This window comes from Nguyenibacter sp. L1, assembly GCF_035199985.1.
Classification (GTDB): Bacteria; Pseudomonadota; Alphaproteobacteria; order Acetobacterales; family Acetobacteraceae; genus Gluconacetobacter; species Gluconacetobacter vanlangensis.
Genome location: NZ_CP127015.1, coordinates 173229 through 194122 on the forward strand (window position 1 = coordinate 173229; position 20894 = coordinate 194122).

Below are 20894 nucleotides of genomic sequence, written 5' to 3' on the forward strand. Positions count from 1 at the left end.
ATGTGCGTCTTTTACATCTTATGAGGCATGGACATGGCTGCTCCCCTGGACGATGCGACCCGCGCGATCGTCAAAGCCTGCGTTCCCGCGCTGGAGGCGCATGGGCCGGCCATCACGCGCGAGATGTATGCGCGCCTGCTGGCCGACCCGGAGATCCGCGACCTGTTCAACATGTCGCACCAGGAGGACGGCGCGCAGCCGAAGGCCCTGGCGCTGGCCGTGCTGGCCTATGCCCGCAATATCGACAACCTGGGCGCATTGGGCGGCATGGTCGAGCGGATCGCCGAAAAGCATGTCGGCCTGAATATCCTGCCGGCGCATTATCCCTTCGTCGCGGACGCCCTGCTGGGTGCGATCGCCCATGTGCTGGGGGACGCCGCGACGCCGGAGATCCTGGGGGCCTGGGGCAAGGCGTACTGGTTCCTGGCCGATATCCTGATCGGGCGCGAGGGGCAGATCTATCGCGCCCATGACGCCGCGCCGGGCGGCTGGACCGGCTGGCGTTCGTTTTCGGTGCGCGATCGCGTGCGGGAGAGCGAGACCGTTACCTCGTTCGAACTGGCACCGGCCGACGGCCGGCCGGTCATGCGCCATCGGCCCGGCCAGTATCTGAGCTTCCGGCTGGAGGTTCCCGGCCATGGCACGCAGCGCCGCAATTACAGCATTTCCTCGGCGCCCGGCGGCGATGCCTATCGCATCAGCGTCCGGCGCACGCCCGGCGGGGTGGTGTCGGAATGGCTGCATGACAGTGCGCGGCCCGGCACAATGTTGCAGGTTTCGGCGCCGGCCGGCGATTTCACGCTGGCCGATCCGGCGCCGGACTCGGTCGTGTTGCTGAGCGCCGGTGTCGGGCTGACGCCCATGATCGCGCTGCTGGGCGCTCTGACGGACGGCGAGGCGCCGGGCGCTGTCCGCTATATCCACGGTACCCGGTCGGCGGAGACCGAAGCCTTCGGCGACTATGTGCGCAGCCTGGCGCTGGCGGGGCGGATCCGGGGCGACCTGTTCTACAGCCGGCAGGCGCCGGCCGGCGCGGATGGGGCCCTGATCCGGCATGACGGGCGGATCACGGCGGATTGGCTGAAGGGCCAGGTGGATGTGCGCGCCACCTATTATATCTGCGGTCCTGACGGCTTCATGCGCGACATGGTGGGCGTATTGAGGGAATCCGGCCTGCCGAAGGCGCAGATCCGGTACGAATTCTTCGGTTCGGCCAGCGATGCGGATCTGGTGACATGAGGCTGGGTGAACGGCCGGGCGGCGTGGGATTTGTTGCGGATCGTCAAAGTAAGCTTTGAAAGCTTTCGATCGAACGGCGGGCGGATTTCGTTCTTGGATGAGAACAACGCCATCCTCATCGAACGAGAGCCTTATGCGACATCCTGCCGGTTTTCAGTGCCCTTCCTGCCTGCCGCGACGGGGACGGCGCGTGCTGTTCAGCGCGGTGCTGCTGGCTGGGGTCAGTGCGATGGCCGCGCATGCGGCGCCGGCCGGGGCGCAGGCGCCCGTTCTGCGTTCCGGCCCGCCTTCCGCCCCGCTTTCCGCCCTGCATGCCGCCCCAGCCTTGGGGCACCCCGCACGGCACGGCCGGACGGTGGGCCGGGCGGTGGGCCGTGCGGTACGGCGGCCGACATTGGAGGCGATTACGGTCACCAGCGCGCGGACGGCGCGGTTTCATACGATGGCCAATACGGTCAACACCATCAGCGGCCGCGAATTGCAGGAGCTGCATATCGTCAGCCCCAAGGAGATCGCGGCCTTCGTGCCCGGGGTCACGGCGGTGAACGCGACGTCGGGCAGCACGCCGATCTTCTCGATCCGGGGCATCGGGCTGGACGATTATATCGGCACCAACATGGGCGGGATCGGGATCTATCTCGACGGGGTCTTCGCGCCCTATCCGGTGTTCTATAACGGCCAGATGTTCGACGTGCAGACCGTCAGCGTCGAGAAGGGGCCGCAGGGGTTCGAATATGGCCGCAGCACGACCGGCGGCAGCATCAATGTGGAATCCATCAAGCCGACCGGCCGTTTCGGCGGGTATCTGGACTGGGGCTATGGCAGCTATGGCACCAATACCGCGCGCGGCGCCGTCAACGTGCCGGTTGCGGACAACATCTATAACCGTTTCGCCTTCAGCTATATCAACGGGGATGGCTGGCAGCACGATATCCATACCGGCCGGCTGTACGGTGCGCAGGATTTGCTGGGGCTGCGCAACCTGACCCAGTTCGTCATCGACGACCGGTCGTCGCTGATGCTGAACATCCATTATATCCGCGACAGGGGAACCCCGGTCTCGCCGCAGGACGTGGATGGCGACGCGGTCAACGGCCTGCCCGACCGCACGATCGGCGTGGGGCCGAATGCCAGGGCCAACGCGGTCAATGTCGGCGACAATGCGGCGTCGCGCGACGAGAATGGCGGGGGGATCGGCGTCAACTATACGCGCGCGTTCGATTTCGGCACCTTTACCTCGGCGACCGGGATCGATTTCTACCGGCGCGACGATTACGACAATTATGATGGCGAATCCGTCCATGTCGGCGATTATCGCTGGAACGACACCGCGATCGTGCAGTCGCACGACATGCATCTGCGCATGCGCCTGGCGCGGCGCCTGACCGTGACGGTGGGGACGTACGAGTCCTGGGACAGGATCGACGGCGCCTATACGAGCTATCGCTCCTTTCTGCTGGGGGCGCCGAACGCGAACCTGACGGACCGGTTCGTGCAGCAGAACGTGTCGGCGGGGCTGTACGCCAATACCGTCACCACTATCGTCAAGGGACTGGATTTCATCGCGGCCGGGCGCGTGTCCTATGACAGCCGCGGGTTCGACGGGGGCACGATCGACGATTCCGGCGCCGTCACGGGGGCTGCGGGTTCGCACCTGTCGTACCTGAACACGGCGCATGATTATGGGCGCCTGACCGGCCGGGTGGGCCTGCGCTATACGATCATGCCGGGGACGCTCGTCTATGGCACGATTTCCAACGGCTACAAGGCCGGCGCGTATTTCGCCGCCCCCGTGACCGCGCCGCAGGCGCTGGATTACGTGCGGCCGGAGAATTTGACCGCCTATGAGATCGGCGCCAAGACCAGCCTGCTGCGCAACAGGGTGCAGATCGAAGGGGCGCTGTTCGATTATGAATATCATAACCGCCAGACCCTGTTCGTGGCCGAGATGCCGCGGGGGATTACCTCGCTGAGCCTGGGGCCGATCCCGCGCGCCCGCTCGCGCGGCGGCGAGATGTCGGGCATGCTGCACGAACTGGTCCCGAATTTGGATTTGCGCGGGTCGTTCGCCTATCTGGATGCGCAGGCGATCACGCCGGTCACCAATATCGGCGGGCTGCCGCTGCTGTCGAACGTCACGGCGCATTCGGCCATCCCGTTCGCGCCGCGATTCTCGTGGGATGCGGTGGCGCGCTACGGGATCGATGCCGGGCCGCGTTATCGCGTGACGGTGCAGGCGAGCTATACGTGGAAGGACAATATGCTGGTCGCGCTGGGCGATCCGAACGGAAAGACCAGCAAGATCAGTTCGTTCGGCATGCGCATGGAAGTGGGGCCGAAGAGCGGCAAGTGGACCGCCGCACTCTATGTCGACAACATGCTGGACAAGCATGGCGACACCTATTCCTTCACCGGCAGCGACAATAGCCGGGTGCAGTATCTGCAGACGCCGCGCTGGGTCGGCTGCGACCTGCGGTATAATTTTTGAATAATTTCTGAATAATTTCTGGCGCGTGCCGGGGCGGGACGGGGCTGATGGCCCGTCCCGCCCCCCTTTTAGTCCCGCGTGCGCCAGATCGTCGCGAAATCGGGCAGCGTGCGGGCCAGGGTTTCGACCTGGTCCGGGCCGATCCGGTCAAGATGGGGGAATTCGGCCAGGATGCGGGTGTGGCCGAATTGGGTGACCGCCCGGCGGGCGGCGGCGGAGGGCGGGCCGTTGAGCACGATTCCGGCCACGGCGATGCCGCGTTCGCGCAGGGCCTGCAAGGTCAGCAGCGTGTGGTTGATCGTGCCGAGCCCGCTGCGCGCGACCAGGATGACCGGCAGGGCGAAGCGGGCGATCAGGTCGATCATCATGCAGTCCGCCGTGACGGGGACCATGACGCCCCCTGCCCCTTCGACCACCAGGGGGCGGGGATCGGCGGGCGGGGGCAAGGCGATGCCGGAGACGTCGAGCGGCGTGCCGGCCAGTTCGGCCGCGTCGAGGGGCGAGAGCGGGGCGGCCAGCGTGGCGAAGGCGGGATGGATGGCGGCGGGCGCGCAGGCGCCGAGCGCCGCGAGCGTGTCGGCGTCGGCGGCCTCTTCGGCGATGCCGGTCTGCAGGGGCTTCCAGTAGCGGGCGCCCCAGGCGCGGACGAGGCAGGCCGAGACCAGGGTCTTGCCGACCCCGGTATCGGTGCCGGTGACGAACACCCCCTTTTGCGGCGGCGCGCGGAACATGCCGTAGCCGATCCGATACGTCGTGACGGGCGCGCCCTGGGCGTCGTGCCGGGGACTGCCCTGGGTAGCGCCTTGGGCATCCAGCGCGGCCAGCAGGCGGCGCATGGTGCCGGCACCCAGCGGCCGGGCGCCGTCCCGTGGCAGGGAGGCGCCGATCTGGCGCAGTTCGCGCAGGAAAGCCAGCGGCGACGCCGGCCGGTCGATGAGGGTTTCGGTCTGCCACCTGCCCTGCCCCGGCCAGGGCCAGTCCGCCTGCAGGGTGGCGGTATCGGGATAGGCCGGGGTGGCGCAGGGCACGCCGGCGGCCTGGTGCACGGCGCGCCATTCGGCGAAGCTGCCGGCGCAGAGGGTGGAAAACCCCATCATGCCGCCGGTCGCCAACAGGGCGGCCAGCCGCGCCAGCGTGGTCGCGCGGTCGGCGAACCACTGCATGGACAGGCTGGAGCAGATCAGATCATAGCCGCTGCCGGCGGCGGCCGGGTCTTCGGCGTCCAGGGTCAGGAAGCGGGTCTTGCCGTCCTCGCCCAGCCTTTGGCGGGCGCGGGCGACCATTTCGGGCGCCAGGTCGGTGACGGTGAGGTCCGCGTCGGGGAACAGGCGGCGCAGATGAGTGCTGAGAAAGCCAGTGCCGCAGCCGAGTTCGAGGATGCGGGCCGGCGGGGGGGCGCCGGCGGCGATGTGTTCGGCCAGGCGGGCGGCGACCAGGTGCTGGATGCGTGCCGCGCCGTCATATTCGGTGGCCGCGCCGAAGCGGGCGGCGAGCTGGTGCTTGCGTGCCGTCATGGGTGATCTTTCGCGGGATCGGCGCCCCGAGCCGGCGGGACCGCGGCCAGCAGGTCCGCGATGAGGGCGGCGCAGCGTGCCGGATGGGTCAGCGGCAGGAGGTGGCCGCCATCCTCGACCCAATCGACGGGAAGCGGGGCGGGGAAGCTGGCGGTGGTCATGTCGGGCGGGACGATCGGGTCCTGCCGGCCGGCGAGGATGCGCAGGGTCGCCATTCCGTCCGGCGGGAGAGTCGCCCGGGCGTCGGCGTCGCGCAGCAGGCGCAGGGCGTGGGCCAGCCGGTCGGCCCGGGCCGGGGCGGGTGCCGGGGTCGCGATGCCGGCGCGGGCGCGGAACGTGGCGACGACGTCGTTGGGGTTGCTGTCCAGTCCGTGCGCCATGCGGTCGATGATGCGGGGGGCGACGCCCGGATAGTCGGGGGCGGCGCCGAACCGGGCGAAGCCGTTGAGCAGCACCAGTCCCACGCAGGGACCGGCGCAGGGGCCGACCCAGGCTTCGGAACGGTGCAGCAGCAGCCAGAGCGCGCCGAGCGAATGGCCGACCGCAACGAAGGGGCGGGTTGGGCGCGCGGCGAGCGAGTCCGGCCCGAAGAAGCCGAAATCGAGCGTGACGGGATCCGGATGGTCCAGCCGGTCCAGGACCGGGTTCCAGAAATCCGGGGTGAATCCCCAGCCATGGACCAGCAGCAGGCCGGGGCGTTCGGAGGGGGCGGGAACCGGCATCGTCATGCCGGCCCCGTTCCCGCCGCGAGGGCCCGCAGCAGGCGGTCGATCATCGAATCATCATGCGCCGCGCTGAGGGCGAGGCGGATGCGGGCGGTGCCGGCGGGGACGGTCGGCGGGCGGATGGCGCTGCCGAGGATGCCGTGGTCGGTGAGGGTGCGGGCGAGTTGCAGCGTGCGGTCGGCGGGGCCGACGATGACCGGGACGATCTGGGTGGTCGAGGCGCCGGTGTCCCAGCCCAGGGCGGCGATGCCGGTGCGGACCCGGTCGGAGATCGCGGACAGGTGGGCGCGGGCCGCGTCCATGGTGGGCACCAGGTCGAGTGCCGCGTCGATCGCGCCCAGCAGGCCGGGCGGCAGCGCGGTGGTGTAGATGAAGCCGGAGCAGGTGCTGACCAGCCAGTCGCACAGGGCGCGCGAGCCCGCGACATAGGCCCCGAAGCTGCCCATCGCCTTGCTGAACGTGCCCATGGCGAGATCGGCCCCGCCGGATGGGTGGGGGCCGCTCTGGACATTCTCGTCCTGGATATTCTCATTCTGGGCGGACAGGCCCCTGCCCTGCGGCCCCAGCACGCCGGTGGCGTGGGCTTCGTCGAGATAGAGGAAGGCGTCGTGGCGGTCGGCCAGGGCGCGCAGGCCGGCGATGTCGGCGCGGTCGCCATCCATGCTGAAGACGCTTTCGGTGACGATGAAGCGCAGGCCGGCCTGACCTCGGCGCTGGGTCAGAAGCTGATCGAGATGGTCGAGATCGTTATGGGCGAAGCGGACCTGCCGGACGCCGGCGGCCTGGCAGCCATGGTGCATGCTGGCATGGTTGAGGCGGTCGGTGAAGACCAGCGCGGGGGCGCCCGCCTGTTCGCGCGACAGGCGGAACAGCGACGGCAGCACGGCGGCGTTGGCCTGCCAGCCCGAGGCGAAGAGGAGCGCGGCCTCGGTCCCCTTGAAGCGGGCGAGCTTTTCCTCGACCAGGCGATGCTGGTCGGTGGTGCCGGTGACCAGGCGCGAGGCGCCGCTGCCGGTGCCGAAACGGCGGGTCCAGTCGATCGCCCGGTCCCGCAAGGCGGGATGGCGGGACAGGCCGAGATAGTCGTTGGAGGAGAAATTCAGCAATTCCGCCCCGTCGCGCCGGACGATGGCCGGGCCGTGATGGGCGAGCGGCGCCAGGTCGCGCCGGAGATGCTGCCGGGACAAGGCATCGAGCGCCGACTGGAAATAGGGATCGAAACGGGTCATGAAGCGGTGTCTGCCATGAAGCGACGTTTTCTGCCGGACCGCCGGGGGCCGGTCAATTGCGGACCTGGGTCCGGGGGAGAGTGACGATGAGCGGACCGGACTGGCTGGGGGCCGGGCTTCCCCATATCTGGCTGCCTTATACCCAGATGCGCACCGTATCGCCGCCGCTGCCGGCGGTGGCGACCGAGGGGTGCCGCATCCGGCTGGCCGACGGGCGGGAACTGGTCGACGGCATCGCGTCGTGGTGGACGGCCTGCCACGGCTATAACCATCCGCATATCCGCCAGGCGGCGATGGCGCAGTTGGCGCGCATGCCGCACGTGATGTTCGGCGGGCTGGTGCACGAGCCGGCGCTGCGCCTGGCGCGGCGGCTGTCCGACCTGCTGCCGGGCGACCTGGAGCGGGTGTTCTTTACCGATTCGGGGTCGGTCGCGGTCGAGGTCGCGATCAAGATGGCGGTGCAGTACTGGCTGAATCGCGGCGTGCGCGGGCGGAGCCGGCTGGTGGCGTTTCGCGGCGGGTACCATGGCGACACGCTGGCGACCATGGCGGTATGCGACCCCGAGGAAGGGATGCACAGCCTGTTCGCCGGCGTGCTGCCCGAACATTTCATTGCCGACCTGCCGCGGGACGACGCGTCGCGCGACGCGCTGGAGCGGCTGATGGCGCGCGAGGCGGGACAGGTGGCGGCGATTCTGGTCGAGCCGCTGGTGCAGGGGGCCGGCGGCATGCTGTTCCATGACGCGGCGAGCCTGCGTTTCCTGCGCGACCTGGCGGACCGGCATGGGGTACTGCTGATCCTGGACGAGGTCTTTACCGGGTTCGGGCGGACCGGCAGCCTGTTCGCCTGCGAGCAGGCCGGGATCGTCCCCGACATCATCACCTTGTCCAAGGCGCTGTCGGGCGGCACGGTGCCGCTGGCCGCCACCGTGGCGCGGCGGCATGTCTTCGCGGCCTTCCTGTCGGATGATCCGCTGCATGCGCTGATGCATGGGCCGACCTTCATGGCCAATCCGCTGGCCTGCGCCTGTGCCAATGCGTCGCTGGACCTGTTTGCCGGCGAGCCCCGGCTGGAACAGGTCGCGGCGATCGGCGCGCAGATGCGCGCGGAGCTGGAGCCGTGCCGCCACCTGCCTGGCGTGCGTGACGTGCGCGTCATGGGCGCGATCGGCGTGGTGGAGCTGGAACGGATCGGCGACATGAACCGGCTGAAGGCCCGGCTGGTCGAGCAGGGCGTCTGGGTCAGGCCGTTCCGGACCATCGTCTATCTGACGCCGTCCTTTACCATCACGCCCGGCGAGCTGGCGAAGCTGACCGGGGCGATCAGGACCGTGCTGGCCGATCCGCCGTGAGCCCGCGCGGCCTCCGCCGCCGCGCCGGATCGGGTCTTGGGTCAGATCTCGTGGGGTCAGATCTCGTGGGGTCAGATCTCCGCTGGGGCGAACTGGATGTCGGGTTTGTCCTTGTCGGCCGGCGGGTCGTCCGTGGCGGCGGGGTCGGCCGGATCGCCTTCATCGGTTTCGACCGTGTTGGCGCGGTGGCGGGGCTGGCGGTCCTGACGCTCCTGCTGCGATTGCTGCGCCGCCTGGGTCATGGCGTTAAGAATGCGGAAATAATGTTCGGCGTGCTGGAAATAAGCCTCGGCCATCACGCGGTCGCCGGAGCCGCTGGCGTCGCGGCCGAGCTGAAGATATTTCTCGAATAGCTGCTGCGCGGTGCCGCGGATGCGCAGATCCGGACCGTTACTGTCGAAGACATGGTTCCGGTTGAGAGGGATCTGGCCGTTATGCTGGCGCGTACTGCCGCCGCCGCCGTTGCTGCCGCCAGAGCGATGGTGCCGGCCCCGCATGCGTTTCATATTCATAAGTGTCGCAGCACTTTCCTGTTAACGATCGCCGCTGTTCCGCGACCGCCGGGACCGTCAGTCCCCTATTGTCCTAGTTGGCGCCCGGCTGCCGCCCGGCTTACGATCCCGATTCCGCTATGCGGGATATGCACGACCCTGCCCGCGATGGCGATCATACCTGTCGTCATGTGGTCAGGATCCGGGATGCGGCAGTTTCATGAGGGTCAAGGCCCCTGCCTGCATTCCCTGGTCAATTTATTCTCTCATCCTACGTCTGCCAAATGGTTTTTTTGGCTCAGGCCGTAGCGCGTTGCATCAGGACGGCGCGTGGGATGCCCCCGAGATCGGTGCGGATCGCGGCGATGTCAAGGCCCGCTGCGCGCGCGAGGGCGGGCATATCGCGATCCTGGCCGATTCCGACTTCGAAGATCGCAATTCCGCCGGGGGCCAGCAGCGACGGCAGCAGGAAGGTGAGATGGCGGTAGGCATCGAGTCCGTCCGGTCCGCCATCGAGCGCGCGCATGGGTTCGTGATCGCGGACATCGCGCATCAGGCCGGCCAGGTCGCCCCTGGGGATGTAGGGCGGGTTGCTGAAGACGACGTCGAAGCGCCCCTGGAGCGGCGCGGCCCAGTCGGCGGCGAGCATGGCGCAGCGCCCCGCGAGCCCGGTGCGTCGGGCATTGCGCGCGGCGAGCGCCGCCGCCGCCGGGGCGAGGTCCACCCCGACGCCCCAGGCGCCGGGATATTCGCCGAGGGCGGCGAGCAGCAGGCAGCCCGTGCCGGTGCCCAGATCCAGGATGGTGCGCACGGCGGCGCGGTCCGGCCGCTGGACCAGCAGGGCCTCGATCAGCGTTTCGCTGTCGGCGCGGGGGATCAGCGTGGCGGGCGAGGTTTCCAGGTCCAGCGACCAGAATCCGGCATGGCCGGTGATGTAGGCCATGGGTTCATGCGCCGCGCGGCGGGCGAGCGCCGCGCCGAAGGCCGCATGCTCGGCGGCGTCGAGCGCGCCCCGCGCCAGCAGGCCGGCCAGGTCGGTGCCCAGGACATGGGCCATGAGCAGCCGGGCCTCGCGCCGGGGGGTGTCGATCCCTGCCCCGGCCAGCCGCGTGGTGGCTTCGGCCAGCACGGCGACAAGCGACAGGGACGATTCGGCCGGTGTCGCGGGCGCTTCAGGCGATATGGGCGATACGGGCGATGCCGGATCGTTGATCTTCATGTCAGGGACGATCCGTCCTAAGCTGCCTGTATGAATCGTATGAGCGGGTCATCGGGAATCCTTGCAGTTCAGGGAGCGATTCTTGGCGTGGTCACGGCGGGTTGCGCCATCCTGGCGCCGATGAAGCCGGCCCTGGCCGGGTCCTTTACCGTGGTCGACGGGCGGGCGGCGACCGAGATTTCGGAAATATCGCGTTTCTATATCGACGACCAACTGGCGGCCACCATCCGGCTGGATGCCGGGACCCCGCAGCGCATTGTGCGGATCGAGACCCCGGCAGGACGGCTGAACCACAGCTATGTCCTGTGCGGCGAGATTACCATACGCATGCCCGACGGGCATACCGAGACGCACGAGGTCAATGGCGAAGGGGTGCTGCATCATCCCGACGGGCAGGTGCTGAACGCGTTGGGCACGCGGAACTTTACCGAATTCTATCTGGCCGACCCGGATGACCCGTCCGTGGTGGAGCGCCGTCCGGGCCGCGCCGGCCTGTGCGCCGCGCCGACCTCGTAGCCTGGAGCGTGATTCCGCCTCATCAGGCCACTAGAATCAATATTTTAGTGGCCTGCTGATCCGAGAAATTCTCATGAGAATTTCTCGGGCCGGACACTATATTCCCTCGGCGGCCAGCAGGCTGGCCTGGTCGTCCTGGATCAGCGCGTCGATGAATTCGTCGAGTTCGCCCTGCATGACGCGGTCGATCTTGTAGGCCGTGAGGTTGATCCGGTGGTCGGTTACCCGGCCCTGGGGGAAATTGTAGGTGCGGATGCGTTCGGAGCGGTCGCCGGTGCCGACCTGCGACTTGCGGTCGGCGGCGCGGGAGGCGTGGGCGGCGGCGCGCTCGCGCTCATACAGCCGCGCCATCAGGATCTTCATCGCCTTGGCGCGGTTCTTGTGCTGGCTCTTTTCCTCCTGCATCGCGACCACCAGGCCGGTGGGCAGGTGGGTGATGCGCACCGCGCTCTCGGTCTTGTTGACGTGCTGGCCGCCGGCGCCCGAGGCGCGGAAGACGTCGATGCGCAGGTCGTCGTCATTGACCTGGACGTCCACCTCGCCGGCTTCGGGCAGGACGGCGACGGTGATCGTCGAGGTGTGGATGCGGCCCTGGCTTTCGGTGGCGGGGACGCGCTGGACACGGTGCACGCCCGATTCGTATTTCAGCCGCGCGAACACGCCGCGCCCGGTGATGTTGGCGATGCCCGAGCGCAGGCCGCCCAGTTCGGATTCGTCGAATTCCATCACCTCGAACCGCCAGCCGCGCAGGGCGGCATAGCGGCGATAGGCGTCGAACAGTTCGGCGGCGAACAAGGCGGCCTCGTCCCCGCCGGCGGCGGGCCGGATTTCGAGGATCGCGCTGCGTTCGTCGGCCTCGTCCCTGGGGAGCATGGCGATGCGGATGTCCTGGCGCAGCGTGGGGATGCGCGCGCGCAGGGCGTCGAGTTCGGCCTGGGCCAGTTCGCGCAGGTCGGGGTCGGCCAGCAGGGCCTGGGACTGGCGCTCCTCGCGTTCGGCCTGGCGCAGTTCGCCGATGCGCGCGACGATCGGTTCGAGTTCGGCATATTCGCGCGAGGCTTTGCTGAAGGCCTCGCCGTCGAGGCCCTGGGCCAGGCCCTGGGACAGCATGGCCTGCAGTTCCTCGGACCGGGCGGCGATCCGGTCCAGCCTGTCGTCGAGTTCCATGGCGCGCGTTCCCGTCAGCCGTCCCGCCCGGCCAGGTAGGGCGCGACGGCGTCCAGGGCGAGTTCGGCCTGGGTGCCGTCATCGAGCGCCTTGACCTGCGCCACGCCGCGCGCGACCTCGTCCTCGCCGATCAGGATGGCATGGGTGGCGCCGATGCGGTTGGCGCGTTCCATCCGCCGCTTGGCGTTGCCGCGATAGGCGATTTCGGCCCGGACGCCCCGGGCGCGCAGGGATTGCAGCAGCAGCAGCGCGGTGGCCGACGCGCCCTCGCCCAACGGGACCACCGCGACGGGGCGCGGTGCCGCCGGGGTGGCGTCCAGCAGCATGGCGAGCCGTTCGATGCCGCCCGCCCAGCCGATGGCCGGGGTGCGCGGGCCGCCCATTTCGGCCACCAGCCCGTCATAGCGGCCGCCGGCCAGCACGGTGCCCTGGGCCCCGAGACGCTCGGTGACGAATTCGAAGGCGGTGTGGCCGTAATAATCCAGGCCGCGCACGATGCCCGGATTTTCGCGGAAGGGCACGCCCAGCAGGTCCAGCGCGGAGCGCAGACCGTCCCAGAAGGCGCGGGCGGGTTCGGTCAGGTAGGCGCCGATCCGCGGCGCGTCGGCGACCAGGGCGCGGTCCTGCGGCGCCTTGCTGTCGAGGATGCGCAGCGGGTTGCGTTCGAGCCGGGCCAGGCTTTCCTCGGACAACTGGTCGCGCAGGTCGGTGAAATAGGCGATGAGGGCGGCCCGCCAGGCGACGCGGCTTTCGGCGTCGCCCAGCGTGTTGAGTTCCAGCACCGTGTCGCCGGCGATGCCCAGGGCGGCGAGGATGTCGCGGCCCATGGCGATCGTCTCGGCGTCCGCCAGGGGTTCGGCGGCGCCGATCAGCTCTGCGCCGATCTGGTGGAACTGGCGGTAGCGCCCCTTCTGCGGCCGTTCGTAGCGGAACATCGGGCCGGCGTAGAACACTTTCTGCGGCAGGGACTGGGTCAGGCCGTTGGTGACCAGGGCACGGCAGATGGCGGCGGTGCCCTCGGGCCGCAGGGTGAGCGATTCGCCGCCGCGGTCCTCGAAGGTGTACATCTCCTTCGACACCACGTCGGAGGTGTCGCCCAGCGAGCGGGAGAAGACGCGCGTATCCTCGAAGATCGGGGTCGTCCATTCGTCGAATCCGTACAGCCCGGCGATCCGGCGCGCGGTCTGGACCACATGGGCGTGGCGAAGCTGGGCCTCGCCGATCAGGTCATGGGTGCCACGGACGGGTTGCAAGCTGCTCACGGAGACGAGATTCCTGAATCTGGGCCTGAATTCGGGTGCCCCTGAATTGGCATGGCCGGGGCGGACGGCGCCGCGCCCGGGACCGCGAGCGGTACCGGGATGCGGCGAAGGGCGAGCGGGTTCGGCCCTATCGGGCCGGGGCCAGGGCGGATTCGGCCTCGGCCTTGGCGGCCTCTTCCTCGGCGCGGATCAGCTCGGCCTTCTGCTCGACCAGGTCGACGATATGGTCGATCATCGAGTCGGCGGCAATGGTGTGGTCCTGCCGGCCGGCGGAATAGACCATGTGGCGGCCCGAACCGCCGCCGGTCAGCCCGATATCGGTCATCAGCGCCTCGCCGGGGCCGTTGACGACGCAGCCGATGATCGACAGGGTCAGCGGAGTCTGGATATGGGCCAGGCGTTCTTCCAGCGTCTGGACGGTCTGGATCACGTTGAAGCCCTGGCGCGCGCAGGACGGGCAGGAGATGATCTTGACCCCGCGATGGCGCAGGCCCAGCGATTTGAGGATGTCCCAGCCGACCAGCACTTCTTCCTCGGGCTCGGCCGAGAGGGAGACGCGCATCGTGTCGCCCACGCCGGCCCACAGCAGGTTGCCCAGGCCGATCGAGGATTTGACGGTGCCGGCGCGCTTGGACCCGGCCTCGGTGATGCCGATATGCAGCGGGTGGTCGCAGATTTCGGCCAGTTGCTGGTAGGCGGCGACGGCGAGGAAGACGTCGGAGGCCTTCACGCTGATCTTGAATTCGTGGAAATCGTGATCCTGCAGGATCTTGGCGTGTTCGAGGGCGCTTTCGACCAGCGCGTCGGGGTTGGGCTCGCCGTATTTTTCGAGCAGGTGCCGTTCCAGCGAGCCGGCATTCACGCCGATGCGGATCGAGCAATTATGGTCCTTGGCGGCGTTCACGACCTCACGCACGCGTTCGGCGCTGCCGATATTGCCGGGATTGATGCGCAGGCAGGCGGCGCCGGCCTGGGCGGCCTCGATCGCCCGCTTGTAGTGGAAATGGATGTCGGCGACGATCGGCACGTTGACCTCGCGCACGATCTCGGCCAGGGCGGCGGTGCTTTCCTCGTCGGGGCAGGAGACGCGGACGATGTCGACGCCGGCCAGTTCGGCGCGGCGGATCTGCGCGATGGTCGCCGCCGCGTCCGTGGTCAGGGTATTGGTCATGGTCTGCACCGAGATGGGCGCGTCGCCGCCGACCGGAACCTTGCCGACATGGATCTGCCGCGACTTGCGGCGTTCGATATATTGGTACGGACGATAGCTGCTCATGGTCTGCCCTCCGGATGAGGCTGATAACACGGTTCTATCCGACGGCCTGACGGATGGCCGCATACCCGTTTGGTGCTTCCTGCCAAAAAGCGGCGGGTTTGGCCAGAGTAGTCGCTAATGCGGGATGGCCGCCGGTGGGGCGGTGGCGGTGGCGGCTGTTGGCGCGCCGGCTGTCGGGGCACCGGCTGTTGGGGCGCCGGCCGGCGCGGGCGCGGCGATGCTGCCGTTGCGGATGGCGTCGGGCGAGAGGACGAGATTGTGCCGCACCGCGCCGGGGCGGCCCAGCGGCGGCGTGGTGATTCCGTCCATGGTCAGGACCAGGCCGCCGGCATTGCCGACGGTCAGCAGGACGTTCGCCTTGTCCGGCGGGATCGACCAGCTATCGCCCGGCTGGAGGACATGTTCGTAGAGGACAGGGCCGGCCGCCTGCCGCAGGCGGACCCAGGTGCGGGCCGTGGCGGTGAGCGTGATCTGGCCGGGCACGGGCGACGGCGCGAGACTCGGCCCGGCGAGGTCGGGCCCAGGTGTTGTGGTGGGCGTTGTGGTGGGCGTGGCTGCGTCGGTGGCGCCGGGCGCCGGCGTGGCCGGTATCGCGGGTGCGGGCTGGACGGGCGTGGGCAAGGCGGGCGGCGGGGACGGTTGCGCGGCGGGCGTGGCCGGCGTGGCGGGCATGTCGTCGGCGGTGATCGCGGATTTCTCGGCGCTGGACAGCGGCTGCGGCGGGGCGGTGGGCCGTTCCGGCGGCAGGACGGAGGCGACCTGCGGGGAGGTCGTCCCCTGGCGGACCAGGCCGGGAATGGCCGATGACACGGACGGGACCGGCTGCGGCGGCGGCTGGACGTCCGTCATGCGGTACCAGCCGATATAGGCGATGACGATCACCACCCCGCCGAGCAGCGCCATGACGCCGGCGGGCATGGTGCGTTCGGGCACCGGTTCGGGAAAGGAGAGTTCGGGCTTGGTGTCGATGCTGCCCCTGGTCTCGGACTTGAAGCGGGTGGCCAGGGATTCGGCGTCCAGGCCCAATGCCTGGGCGTAAGTGCGCAGGAAGCCGATCGCGTAGACATTGCCCGGCAGGTCCTGGATACGGCCCTCCTCCAGCGCTTCGAGGGTCGGCAGGCGGATGCGCAGCCAGGTGGCGACATCCGGCAGCGCCCAGCCGAGCTGTTCGCGGCGGGCGCGCAGGGTGGGGCCGACGCCGCCGGGCGGTTCGGCCGGGCGGGACGCGCCGGCCGGGGATGAGGCGGCGGCGCCCTCGCTCACATCTCCTCCGCCGGATTGTCGCGCCGCACCAGCGCGTCGACGGCCTGTTCGACCAGTTCGGCGATGATGGCGGCGACCGGCTGGACCGCGCTGATCATGCCGACCGATTGTCCGGCCATGACCGAGCCGTTTTCCACGTCGCCGTCGATGACGGCGCGGCGCAGTGAGCCGGCCCAGAAATGCTCGATCTCGAGCTGGGCTTGCTCTCGCGTGAATTCGCCGTCGAGGAAGCGGCGGACCGTTTCGCCCTGGTGGCGCAGGAAGGCGCGCGTGCCCTCGTTGGTCAGGCCGCGGACCGGGATGACGGGGAAGCGTTCGTCGAGCTGGATGGAGGCGACCGCGTCGCGCGCGTTGGCGCGGACGAAGGCGGCCTTGAAGCGGTCATGCGCGATGCTTTCGGCCGAGGCGGCGAAGCGGGTGCCGAGCTGCGCGCCGGCCGCGCCCTGTTCGAGATAGGACAGGATGGCCTCGCCCCGGCCCAGGCCGCCCGCGACGAAGACCGGCACCGAGCGGATGAAGGGCAGGACCTCCTGCGCCAGGACGGTCAGCGAGACCGGGCCGATATGGCCGCCGGCCTCGGCGCCCTCGATCACCAGGGCGTCCACGCCCATGCGGACCAGGCGCTTGGCCAGGACCAGCGCCGGGGCGAAGGCGATGGCGCGCGCGCCGCCGTCCTTGATCGCGCGGATCGCCGGACCGGGGGGGATGCCGCCGGCCAGGACGATATGCGTCACCTTCGCCGCGAGGCAGACGCGGACCAGGTCGTCCAGCCTGGGATGCATGGTGATCAGGTTGACGCCGAAGGGGCGGCTGGTCATCGCCTGGGTGGCGGCGATTTCCTCGGCCAGGCGGTCGGGTTCCATCGCGCCGCAGGCCAGCACGCCGAACCCGCCGGCGTTGGAGATGGCCGAGACCAGGTTGCGTTCGCTGACCCACGACATGGCGCCGCCGAGGATGGCATAGCGGCTGCCGAGGAAGCCCGTGCCGGCGGACCAGAGGCGGTCGAGCCGCGCACGCGCAGCAGAACGAGCGGTGTCATGCGCGGCGTCAGGCGCCGCCGTGTCGTGGGCCTGTTCGTTGCCCTCGGGGGGCGGGGAAAAATCGTCCATCATCGTCAGGCCGCGTCGAGACCGTAGGCGGTGTGCAGGGCGCGCACCGCCAGTTCGGTATATTCCGATGCGATCAGGACGGATACCTTGATCTCGCTGGTCGAGATGACCTGGATGTTGATGTTGCGATCCGACAGGGTGCGGAACATCGTGTTGGCGACCCCGGCATGCGAGCGCATGCCGACCCCGACCACGCTGATCTTCACGACGTCGTCGTCGGTGACCAGTTCGCCGTACTGGATCACGCCCTTCGCGGCCTCGAGCGCCTGGATGGCGCGGGCCAGGTCGGTCTTGCCGGTGGTGAAGGTCATGTTGGTCAGGCCGTCGGCCCCCGTGCTCTGCACGATCATGTCCACGTTCACGTTGGCCGCCGTCAGCGGGCCGAAGATCGCCGCCGCAATGCCGGGACGGTCGGGGATGCTCCTGACGGACAGCTTGGCTTCGTCGCGCGAGTAGGCGATGCCGGCGACCAGTTCCTTTTCCACGATTTCGTCCTCATCAACCACTAATGAACCGGGCAGGCTGCCTTCCGCCGGGGCGGGGCCGTCGACGAAGCTGGACAGGACCTGCACCCGGACGCGTTCCTTCATCGCCAGTTCGACGCTGCGGGTCTGCAGCACCTTGGCGCCCACCGACGCCAGTTCGAGCATCTCTTCGTACGTGATCTTATCCAGCTTGCGCGCCCTCGCAACAATGCGGGGGTCGGTGGTGTAGATTCCGTCGACATCGGTGTAGATGTCGCACCGGTCGGCCTGGATCGCCGCGGCCAGCGCCACGGCCGAGGTGTCCGACCCGCCGCGGCCGAGGGTGGTGACCCGGCCGTCGGGGCCCAGGCCCTGGAAGCCGGCGATCACCGGCACCTGGCCGGCCTGCATGCGCGCGATCAGGGATTCGCCGTCGATCGACGCGATCCGGGCCTTGCCGTGCGCGCCGTCGGTGCGCAGCGGGACCTGCCAGCCGTGCCAGGAGCGCGCCTCGACGCCCAGCGTCTGCAGCGCGATGGCCAGCAGGCCGCTGGTGACCTGTTCGCCGGTGGCGACGACCGCGTCATATTCGCGCGCATCGTGCAGCGGGGACAGGGATTGGCAGTAGCCGACCAGGCGGTTGGTGACGCCGGACATGGCGGAGACGACCACCGCGACCTCGCACCCCGCGGCGACCTGTTTGTGGACTTTTTCGGCCACCGCGCGAATCCGGTCGAGATCGGCCACCGAGGTGCCGCCGAATTTCATGACGATCCGCGGGACGGTACGAGGCATGGACAAGGCTCTCCAGTTCGGCGCCCAATTCGGTGGGATGGGCCGTTCCAGCCCATCGGAACCGCCCGGAGCGGCCGAGGGGGCATTGCGGTTATCCGCAAGGCGCGTCACATACCCTTCCACCGTTGCGCCGTCCAGCGGGAGATGGCGCGCGCACAGGTGGGGGAACCATGCAGGTCAACGATACGTCCCGGCACGCCATGCCGGGCGCCGATGGTGTTTCCGACTCGGTGGCGCCGGATGAGATCGCGCGGTTCAGCGCGCTGGCCGATCGGTGGTGGGACCCGTCGGGGCCGATGCGGCCGCTGCATGCGATGAACGGGCTGCGCCTGGACTGGACGCGCCGCCACCTGCCCGCCCCGCTGGGCGCCGGCGGGCGGCGCGCGCGGGTCCTGGATGTGGGATGCGGCGCCGGCCTGGCCAGCGAGGGGCTGGCGCGCATGGGGTACGACGTGCTGGGCCTGGATGCGTCCGAGGCCGCCATCGCGGCGGCGCGGCGGCACCTGGACGCCCATCCCCTGCCCCCGGATGGCGGCATGCTGGCCTATCGCGCCGGGAGCGCCGAGGCGCTGCTGGCCGACGGGGCGCGCTTCGATGCGATCACCGCGCTGGAGGTGATCGAGCACGTGACCGATCCGGCCGCGTTCCTGAGGCTGCTGGCCGGGATGGTCGCGCCGGGCGGGAGGATCGTCGTCTCGACCCTGAACCGGACCTGGCGGTCGCTGGCAACGGCCAAGATCGGGGCGGAATACGTGCTGCGCCTGTTGCCGGCGGGCACGCATGAATGGCGGAAATTCATCACCCCCGCCGAGCTGGGCACGTTTGCGGGCCAGGCCGGGCTGCGCGTGTCGGACACGGCCGGCATGGTCCCGGGCATCGGCGGATGGCGCGAGAGCCGGGACCTGTCGGTGAATTATATCGCCTGCCTGGCGGCGCCCTGAACGGCTCCCATGCCCCGGCGGAAGGCCCGGGCATGGGAGCGGCGTCAGATCTGCAGGAAGGCGAAGGTGGTCGGGCTGCCGACGGCGGTGAAGTGCCAGGTGAAGTCCAGGGCCCCGGTTTCCTGGTTGATGCGGAAGGAGGTTACCGAATCGCTGCGCTGATTGGCGCAGTAGAGGAAGGTGCCGGACGGGTCGAACATCATGGCGCGGCCGTAATCGGCGTGCATCCAGACCTCGTCGACCAGGGTCAGGGTGCCGTCGCGCGGGCTGACCCGGAACACCGCCAGCGAATCGCCCAGGCGATTCGAGGCGTAGACGAAGCGGCCGTTGGGCGAGAGCAGGATTTCCGCCGCCAGGGTGCTGCCCTGGAAATAGGACGTGACGGTGCTGACCTTCTGCACCGGGGTCAGGGCGCCGGTGCGCGGATCGAACGATGCGACGACGACCTTCGAATCCTGTTCGCAGAGGATGTAGACGATCTTGCCGTCATTGCTGAAGGCGAAATGGCGGGGGGCGGAGCCGGGGATCAGGTTGATGAAGGGCGTTGCGGCCGGGTGCAGCTTGCCGGTCGCGATATCCAGCGCCCAGACATAGACGCGGTCGAGCCCGGCGTCGCAGGCCAGGACGAAGCGGCCCGAGGGATCGCTGGCGACCATGTGGACGTGCGAGCCGGAATGATCGCTGACCGCGTAATTGCCGGGGGGATTGTCCTCGGCCCGCTCGGGCATGCGCGGGCCGGTATTGTGCACCACGTCGGTGGGCTCGCCCAGGCTGCCGTCCGCGCGGATGGGCAGCACGCCGACGCTGCCGCCGACATAATTGGCCACCAGCACGTAGCGGCCGGAATGATGGACGCTGAGATGGGCCGGGACCGCGCCGCCCGACGAGACGGCGTTCAGCCGGCTGAGTTCGCCCGATACCGGGTCGATCGAGAAGGCGGTGACGCTGCCGTCATGGCTGGCATTGAAATCGTCGATTTCGCTGAGCGCGTACAGGAAGCGGCTGTCGGCCGACATCGTGATGAAGGACGGGCTGGCGATGTCCATATAGGTGGTGACGGGGATGAGGCCGCCCGTCTGGCGGTTCATCTCGAACACCGCGATGCCCTGGCCGTTGCCCGCGCCGCCCGGGGGGGCGTGCTTGTTGTAGCCGCCGATATAGCACAGCGTCCGCGACGTGGCGGGGATGGCGGCGCGGGCGGAAACGAGGGGAACGGTGCCGGACGCCGCGAGCGCCAGCATCAGGTTACGTCGCGAAAGGAGCATGTTCATTCTTGTAGGATCTCGATTCGATCTTTTCCGACGGAAACGGGCGGGGGCAGGACACTAGGGCATTCGGCAGAGGGGGCCGATCGTGCCCGCATAACGGGTCCAGGTCTGGGTCTCGCCGAAAAGGGGGATGCCGACATAGCCGCGCAGCTTCAGGACTCCTTCCCGCGGGGACCAGATCTGGGCGTGGTAGACGTGTTCATCGTCCGGATCCAGGATATGGCCGTTCCAGCGGCCCGGATCGTCGGGATCCGGCGTGAAGCCGGTCAACATGAGGAGTCCGCATTCGGATTCGCCGTCCTTGCCCTTGGGAACCTCGCCGGTATAGCGCATGCCGACGAGGCGCCCGCAGACCTGAGTGCCGCAGGAAGTAATCTGGAACACCCCATCGTGTTCCTTGGTTTCCCACAAGCCCAGGACGGATAAAATTCCCGTGTCGGCCGGCTGGGCCCGTGCCTGTGTTGGGGCCTGGAGGGCCAGGAGGGCGAGCAGCGGCAGGAGGCGGACCCACGGCGTGCGCCTGGGCGGCCCGGGGATGCCGTCGGTCGTCCGCGCCATGGCGCGCCGTCGGGCCAG

At 69.2% G+C, this 20894-nt stretch carries 18 protein-coding genes; 5 read left to right on the top strand and 13 right to left on the bottom strand.

Features of this window, described 5'->3' with window-relative positions:
• Window positions 1–33 precede the first annotated feature (33 nt).
• Window positions 34–1239, top strand: coding sequence for an NO-inducible flavohemoprotein (gene hmpA / locus QN315_RS00790; protein ID WP_323991092.1), 1206 nt, complete (start codon window positions 34–36; stop codon window positions 1237–1239).
• A gap of 229 nt (window positions 1240–1468) precedes the next feature.
• Complete coding sequence (locus QN315_RS00795) at window positions 1469–3727, top strand: TonB-dependent receptor (RefSeq protein ID WP_408904671.1); 2259 nt, start codon at window positions 1469–1471, stop codon at window positions 3725–3727.
• A gap of 68 nt (window positions 3728–3795) precedes the next feature.
• Here QN315_RS00795 and bioD read toward each other — a convergent pair whose 3' ends face one another.
• From bioD to QN315_RS00810, 3 genes are read right to left on the bottom strand one after another with little or no spacing between them, the layout of a single operon-like run.
• Entirely contained in the window at window positions 3796–5241 is a 1446-nt protein-coding gene (gene bioD, locus QN315_RS00800; RefSeq protein WP_323991093.1) for a dethiobiotin synthase, read from the bottom strand.
• Window positions 5238–5969, bottom strand: coding sequence for an alpha/beta fold hydrolase (locus QN315_RS00805; RefSeq protein ID WP_323991094.1), 732 nt, complete (start codon window positions 5967–5969; stop codon window positions 5238–5240). Before QN315_RS00805 ends, bioD begins: the two co-directional genes overlap by 4 nt.
• A complete protein-coding gene (locus tag QN315_RS00810) occupies window positions 5966–7195 on the bottom strand; it encodes an 8-amino-7-oxononanoate synthase (RefSeq protein WP_323991095.1) in 1230 nt (409 codons plus the stop codon). The genes QN315_RS00805 and QN315_RS00810 overlap by 4 nt, the downstream gene beginning before the upstream one ends.
• Before the next feature lie 86 nt (window positions 7196–7281).
• On the opposite strand from QN315_RS00810, the gene QN315_RS00815 reads away from it, so the two are divergent.
• On the top strand, window positions 7282–8547 hold the full coding sequence (locus QN315_RS00815; RefSeq protein WP_323991096.1) for an adenosylmethionine--8-amino-7-oxononanoate transaminase: 1266 nt from the start codon (window positions 7282–7284) through the stop codon (window positions 8545–8547).
• A gap of 71 nt (window positions 8548–8618) precedes the next feature.
• On the opposite strand, the gene QN315_RS00820 is transcribed toward QN315_RS00815, so the two are convergent.
• Window positions 8619–9059 carry a DUF4167 domain-containing protein gene (locus tag QN315_RS00820; protein ID WP_323991097.1) on the bottom strand — a complete coding sequence of 147 codons (441 nt, stop codon included), beginning with the start codon at window positions 9057–9059 and terminating at the stop codon, window positions 8619–8621.
• 277 nt (window positions 9060–9336) lie between these two features.
• On the bottom strand, window positions 9337–10257 hold the full coding sequence (gene prmC / locus QN315_RS00825; RefSeq protein WP_323991098.1) for a peptide chain release factor N(5)-glutamine methyltransferase: 921 nt from the start codon (window positions 10255–10257) through the stop codon (window positions 9337–9339).
• A gap of 120 nt (window positions 10258–10377) precedes the next feature.
• On the opposite strand from prmC, the gene QN315_RS00830 reads away from it, so the two are divergent.
• Window positions 10378–10773, top strand: coding sequence for a T-complex 10 C-terminal domain-containing protein (locus QN315_RS00830; protein WP_246285725.1), 396 nt, complete (start codon window positions 10378–10380; stop codon window positions 10771–10773).
• Between the two features lie 96 nt (window positions 10774–10869).
• Here QN315_RS00830 and prfA read toward each other — a convergent pair whose 3' ends face one another.
• From prfA to QN315_RS00860, 6 genes are all read right to left on the bottom strand, one after another.
• On the bottom strand, window positions 10870–11940 hold the full coding sequence (prfA, locus tag QN315_RS00835; RefSeq protein ID WP_323991099.1) for a peptide chain release factor 1: 1071 nt from the start codon (window positions 11938–11940) through the stop codon (window positions 10870–10872).
• 14 nt (window positions 11941–11954) lie between these two features.
• Complete coding sequence (gene hisS / locus QN315_RS00840; RefSeq protein ID WP_323991100.1) at window positions 11955–13202, bottom strand: histidine--tRNA ligase; 1248 nt, start codon at window positions 13200–13202, stop codon at window positions 11955–11957.
• Between the two features lie 127 nt (window positions 13203–13329).
• A complete protein-coding gene (gene ispG, locus QN315_RS00845) occupies window positions 13330–14478 on the bottom strand; it encodes a flavodoxin-dependent (E)-4-hydroxy-3-methylbut-2-enyl-diphosphate synthase (protein ID WP_323991101.1) in 1149 nt (382 codons plus the stop codon).
• A 114-nt stretch (window positions 14479–14592) separates the two neighbouring features.
• On the bottom strand, window positions 14593–15741 hold the full coding sequence (locus QN315_RS00850) for a RodZ domain-containing protein (RefSeq protein ID WP_323991102.1): 1149 nt from the start codon (window positions 15739–15741) through the stop codon (window positions 14593–14595).
• On the bottom strand, window positions 15738–16853 hold the full coding sequence (locus QN315_RS00855; protein WP_323991103.1) for a nitronate monooxygenase: 1116 nt from the start codon (window positions 16851–16853) through the stop codon (window positions 15738–15740). The genes QN315_RS00850 and QN315_RS00855 overlap by 4 nt, the downstream gene beginning before the upstream one ends.
• Before the next feature lie 2 nt (window positions 16854–16855).
• Window positions 16856–18109: an aspartate kinase gene (locus tag QN315_RS00860; RefSeq protein ID WP_323991104.1), complete on the bottom strand. Its 1254-nt coding sequence runs from the start codon at window positions 18107–18109 to the stop codon at window positions 16856–16858.
• 170 nt (window positions 18110–18279) lie between these two features.
• Between QN315_RS00860 and ubiG the strand changes: the two genes are divergently transcribed.
• Window positions 18280–19050, top strand: coding sequence for a bifunctional 2-polyprenyl-6-hydroxyphenol methylase/3-demethylubiquinol 3-O-methyltransferase UbiG (ubiG, locus tag QN315_RS00865; RefSeq protein ID WP_323991105.1), 771 nt, complete (start codon window positions 18280–18282; stop codon window positions 19048–19050).
• Between the two features lie 44 nt (window positions 19051–19094).
• Here the strand turns inward: ubiG and QN315_RS00870 are convergent, their stop codons facing one another.
• Both QN315_RS00870 and QN315_RS00875 read right to left on the bottom strand, forming a co-directional pair.
• On the bottom strand, window positions 19095–20321 hold the full coding sequence (locus QN315_RS00870; RefSeq protein WP_323991106.1) for a lactonase family protein: 1227 nt from the start codon (window positions 20319–20321) through the stop codon (window positions 19095–19097).
• A gap of 54 nt (window positions 20322–20375) precedes the next feature.
• Window positions 20376–20876 (bottom strand): DUF2147 domain-containing protein, encoded by a 501-nt coding sequence (locus tag QN315_RS00875; RefSeq protein WP_323991107.1) that lies wholly within the window; start codon window positions 20874–20876, stop codon window positions 20376–20378.
• Between the last annotated feature and the right edge of the window lie 18 nt (window positions 20877–20894).

Coding starts and splice junctions, on each gene's coding strand:
- hmpA (WP_323991092.1), top strand. CDS start 34: ATGGCTGCTCCCCTGGACGATGCGACCCGCGCGATCGTCAAAGCCTGC.
- QN315_RS00795 (WP_408904671.1), top strand. CDS start 1,469: ATGGCCGCGCATGCGGCGCCGGCCGGGGCGCAGGCGCCCGTTCTGCGT.
- bioD (WP_323991093.1), bottom strand. CDS start 5,241: ATGACGGCACGCAAGCACCAGCTCGCCGCCCGCTTCGGCGCGGCCACC.
- QN315_RS00805 (WP_323991094.1), bottom strand. CDS start 5,969: ATGACGATGCCGGTTCCCGCCCCCTCCGAACGCCCCGGCCTGCTGCTG.
- QN315_RS00810 (WP_323991095.1), bottom strand. CDS start 7,195: ATGACCCGTTTCGATCCCTATTTCCAGTCGGCGCTCGATGCCTTGTCC.
- QN315_RS00815 (WP_323991096.1), top strand. CDS start 7,282: ATGAGCGGACCGGACTGGCTGGGGGCCGGGCTTCCCCATATCTGGCTG.
- QN315_RS00820 (WP_323991097.1), bottom strand. CDS start 9,059: ATGAATATGAAACGCATGCGGGGCCGGCACCATCGCTCTGGCGGCAGC.
- prmC (WP_323991098.1), bottom strand. CDS start 10,257: ATGAAGATCAACGATCCGGCATCGCCCGTATCGCCCATATCGCCTGAA.
- QN315_RS00830 (WP_246285725.1), top strand. CDS start 10,378: ATGAAGCCGGCCCTGGCCGGGTCCTTTACCGTGGTCGACGGGCGGGCG.
- prfA (WP_323991099.1), bottom strand. CDS start 11,940: ATGGAACTCGACGACAGGCTGGACCGGATCGCCGCCCGGTCCGAGGAA.
- ispG (WP_323991101.1), bottom strand. CDS start 14,478: ATGAGCAGCTATCGTCCGTACCAATATATCGAACGCCGCAAGTCGCGG.
- QN315_RS00855 (WP_323991103.1), bottom strand. CDS start 16,853: ATGATGGACGATTTTTCCCCGCCCCCCGAGGGCAACGAACAGGCCCAC.
- QN315_RS00860 (WP_323991104.1), bottom strand. CDS start 18,109: ATGCCTCGTACCGTCCCGCGGATCGTCATGAAATTCGGCGGCACCTCG.
- ubiG (WP_323991105.1), top strand. CDS start 18,280: ATGCAGGTCAACGATACGTCCCGGCACGCCATGCCGGGCGCCGATGGT.
- QN315_RS00870 (WP_323991106.1), bottom strand. CDS start 20,321: ATGAACATGCTCCTTTCGCGACGTAACCTGATGCTGGCGCTCGCGGCG.
- QN315_RS00875 (WP_323991107.1), bottom strand. CDS start 20,876: ATGGCGCGGACGACCGACGGCATCCCCGGGCCGCCCAGGCGCACGCCG.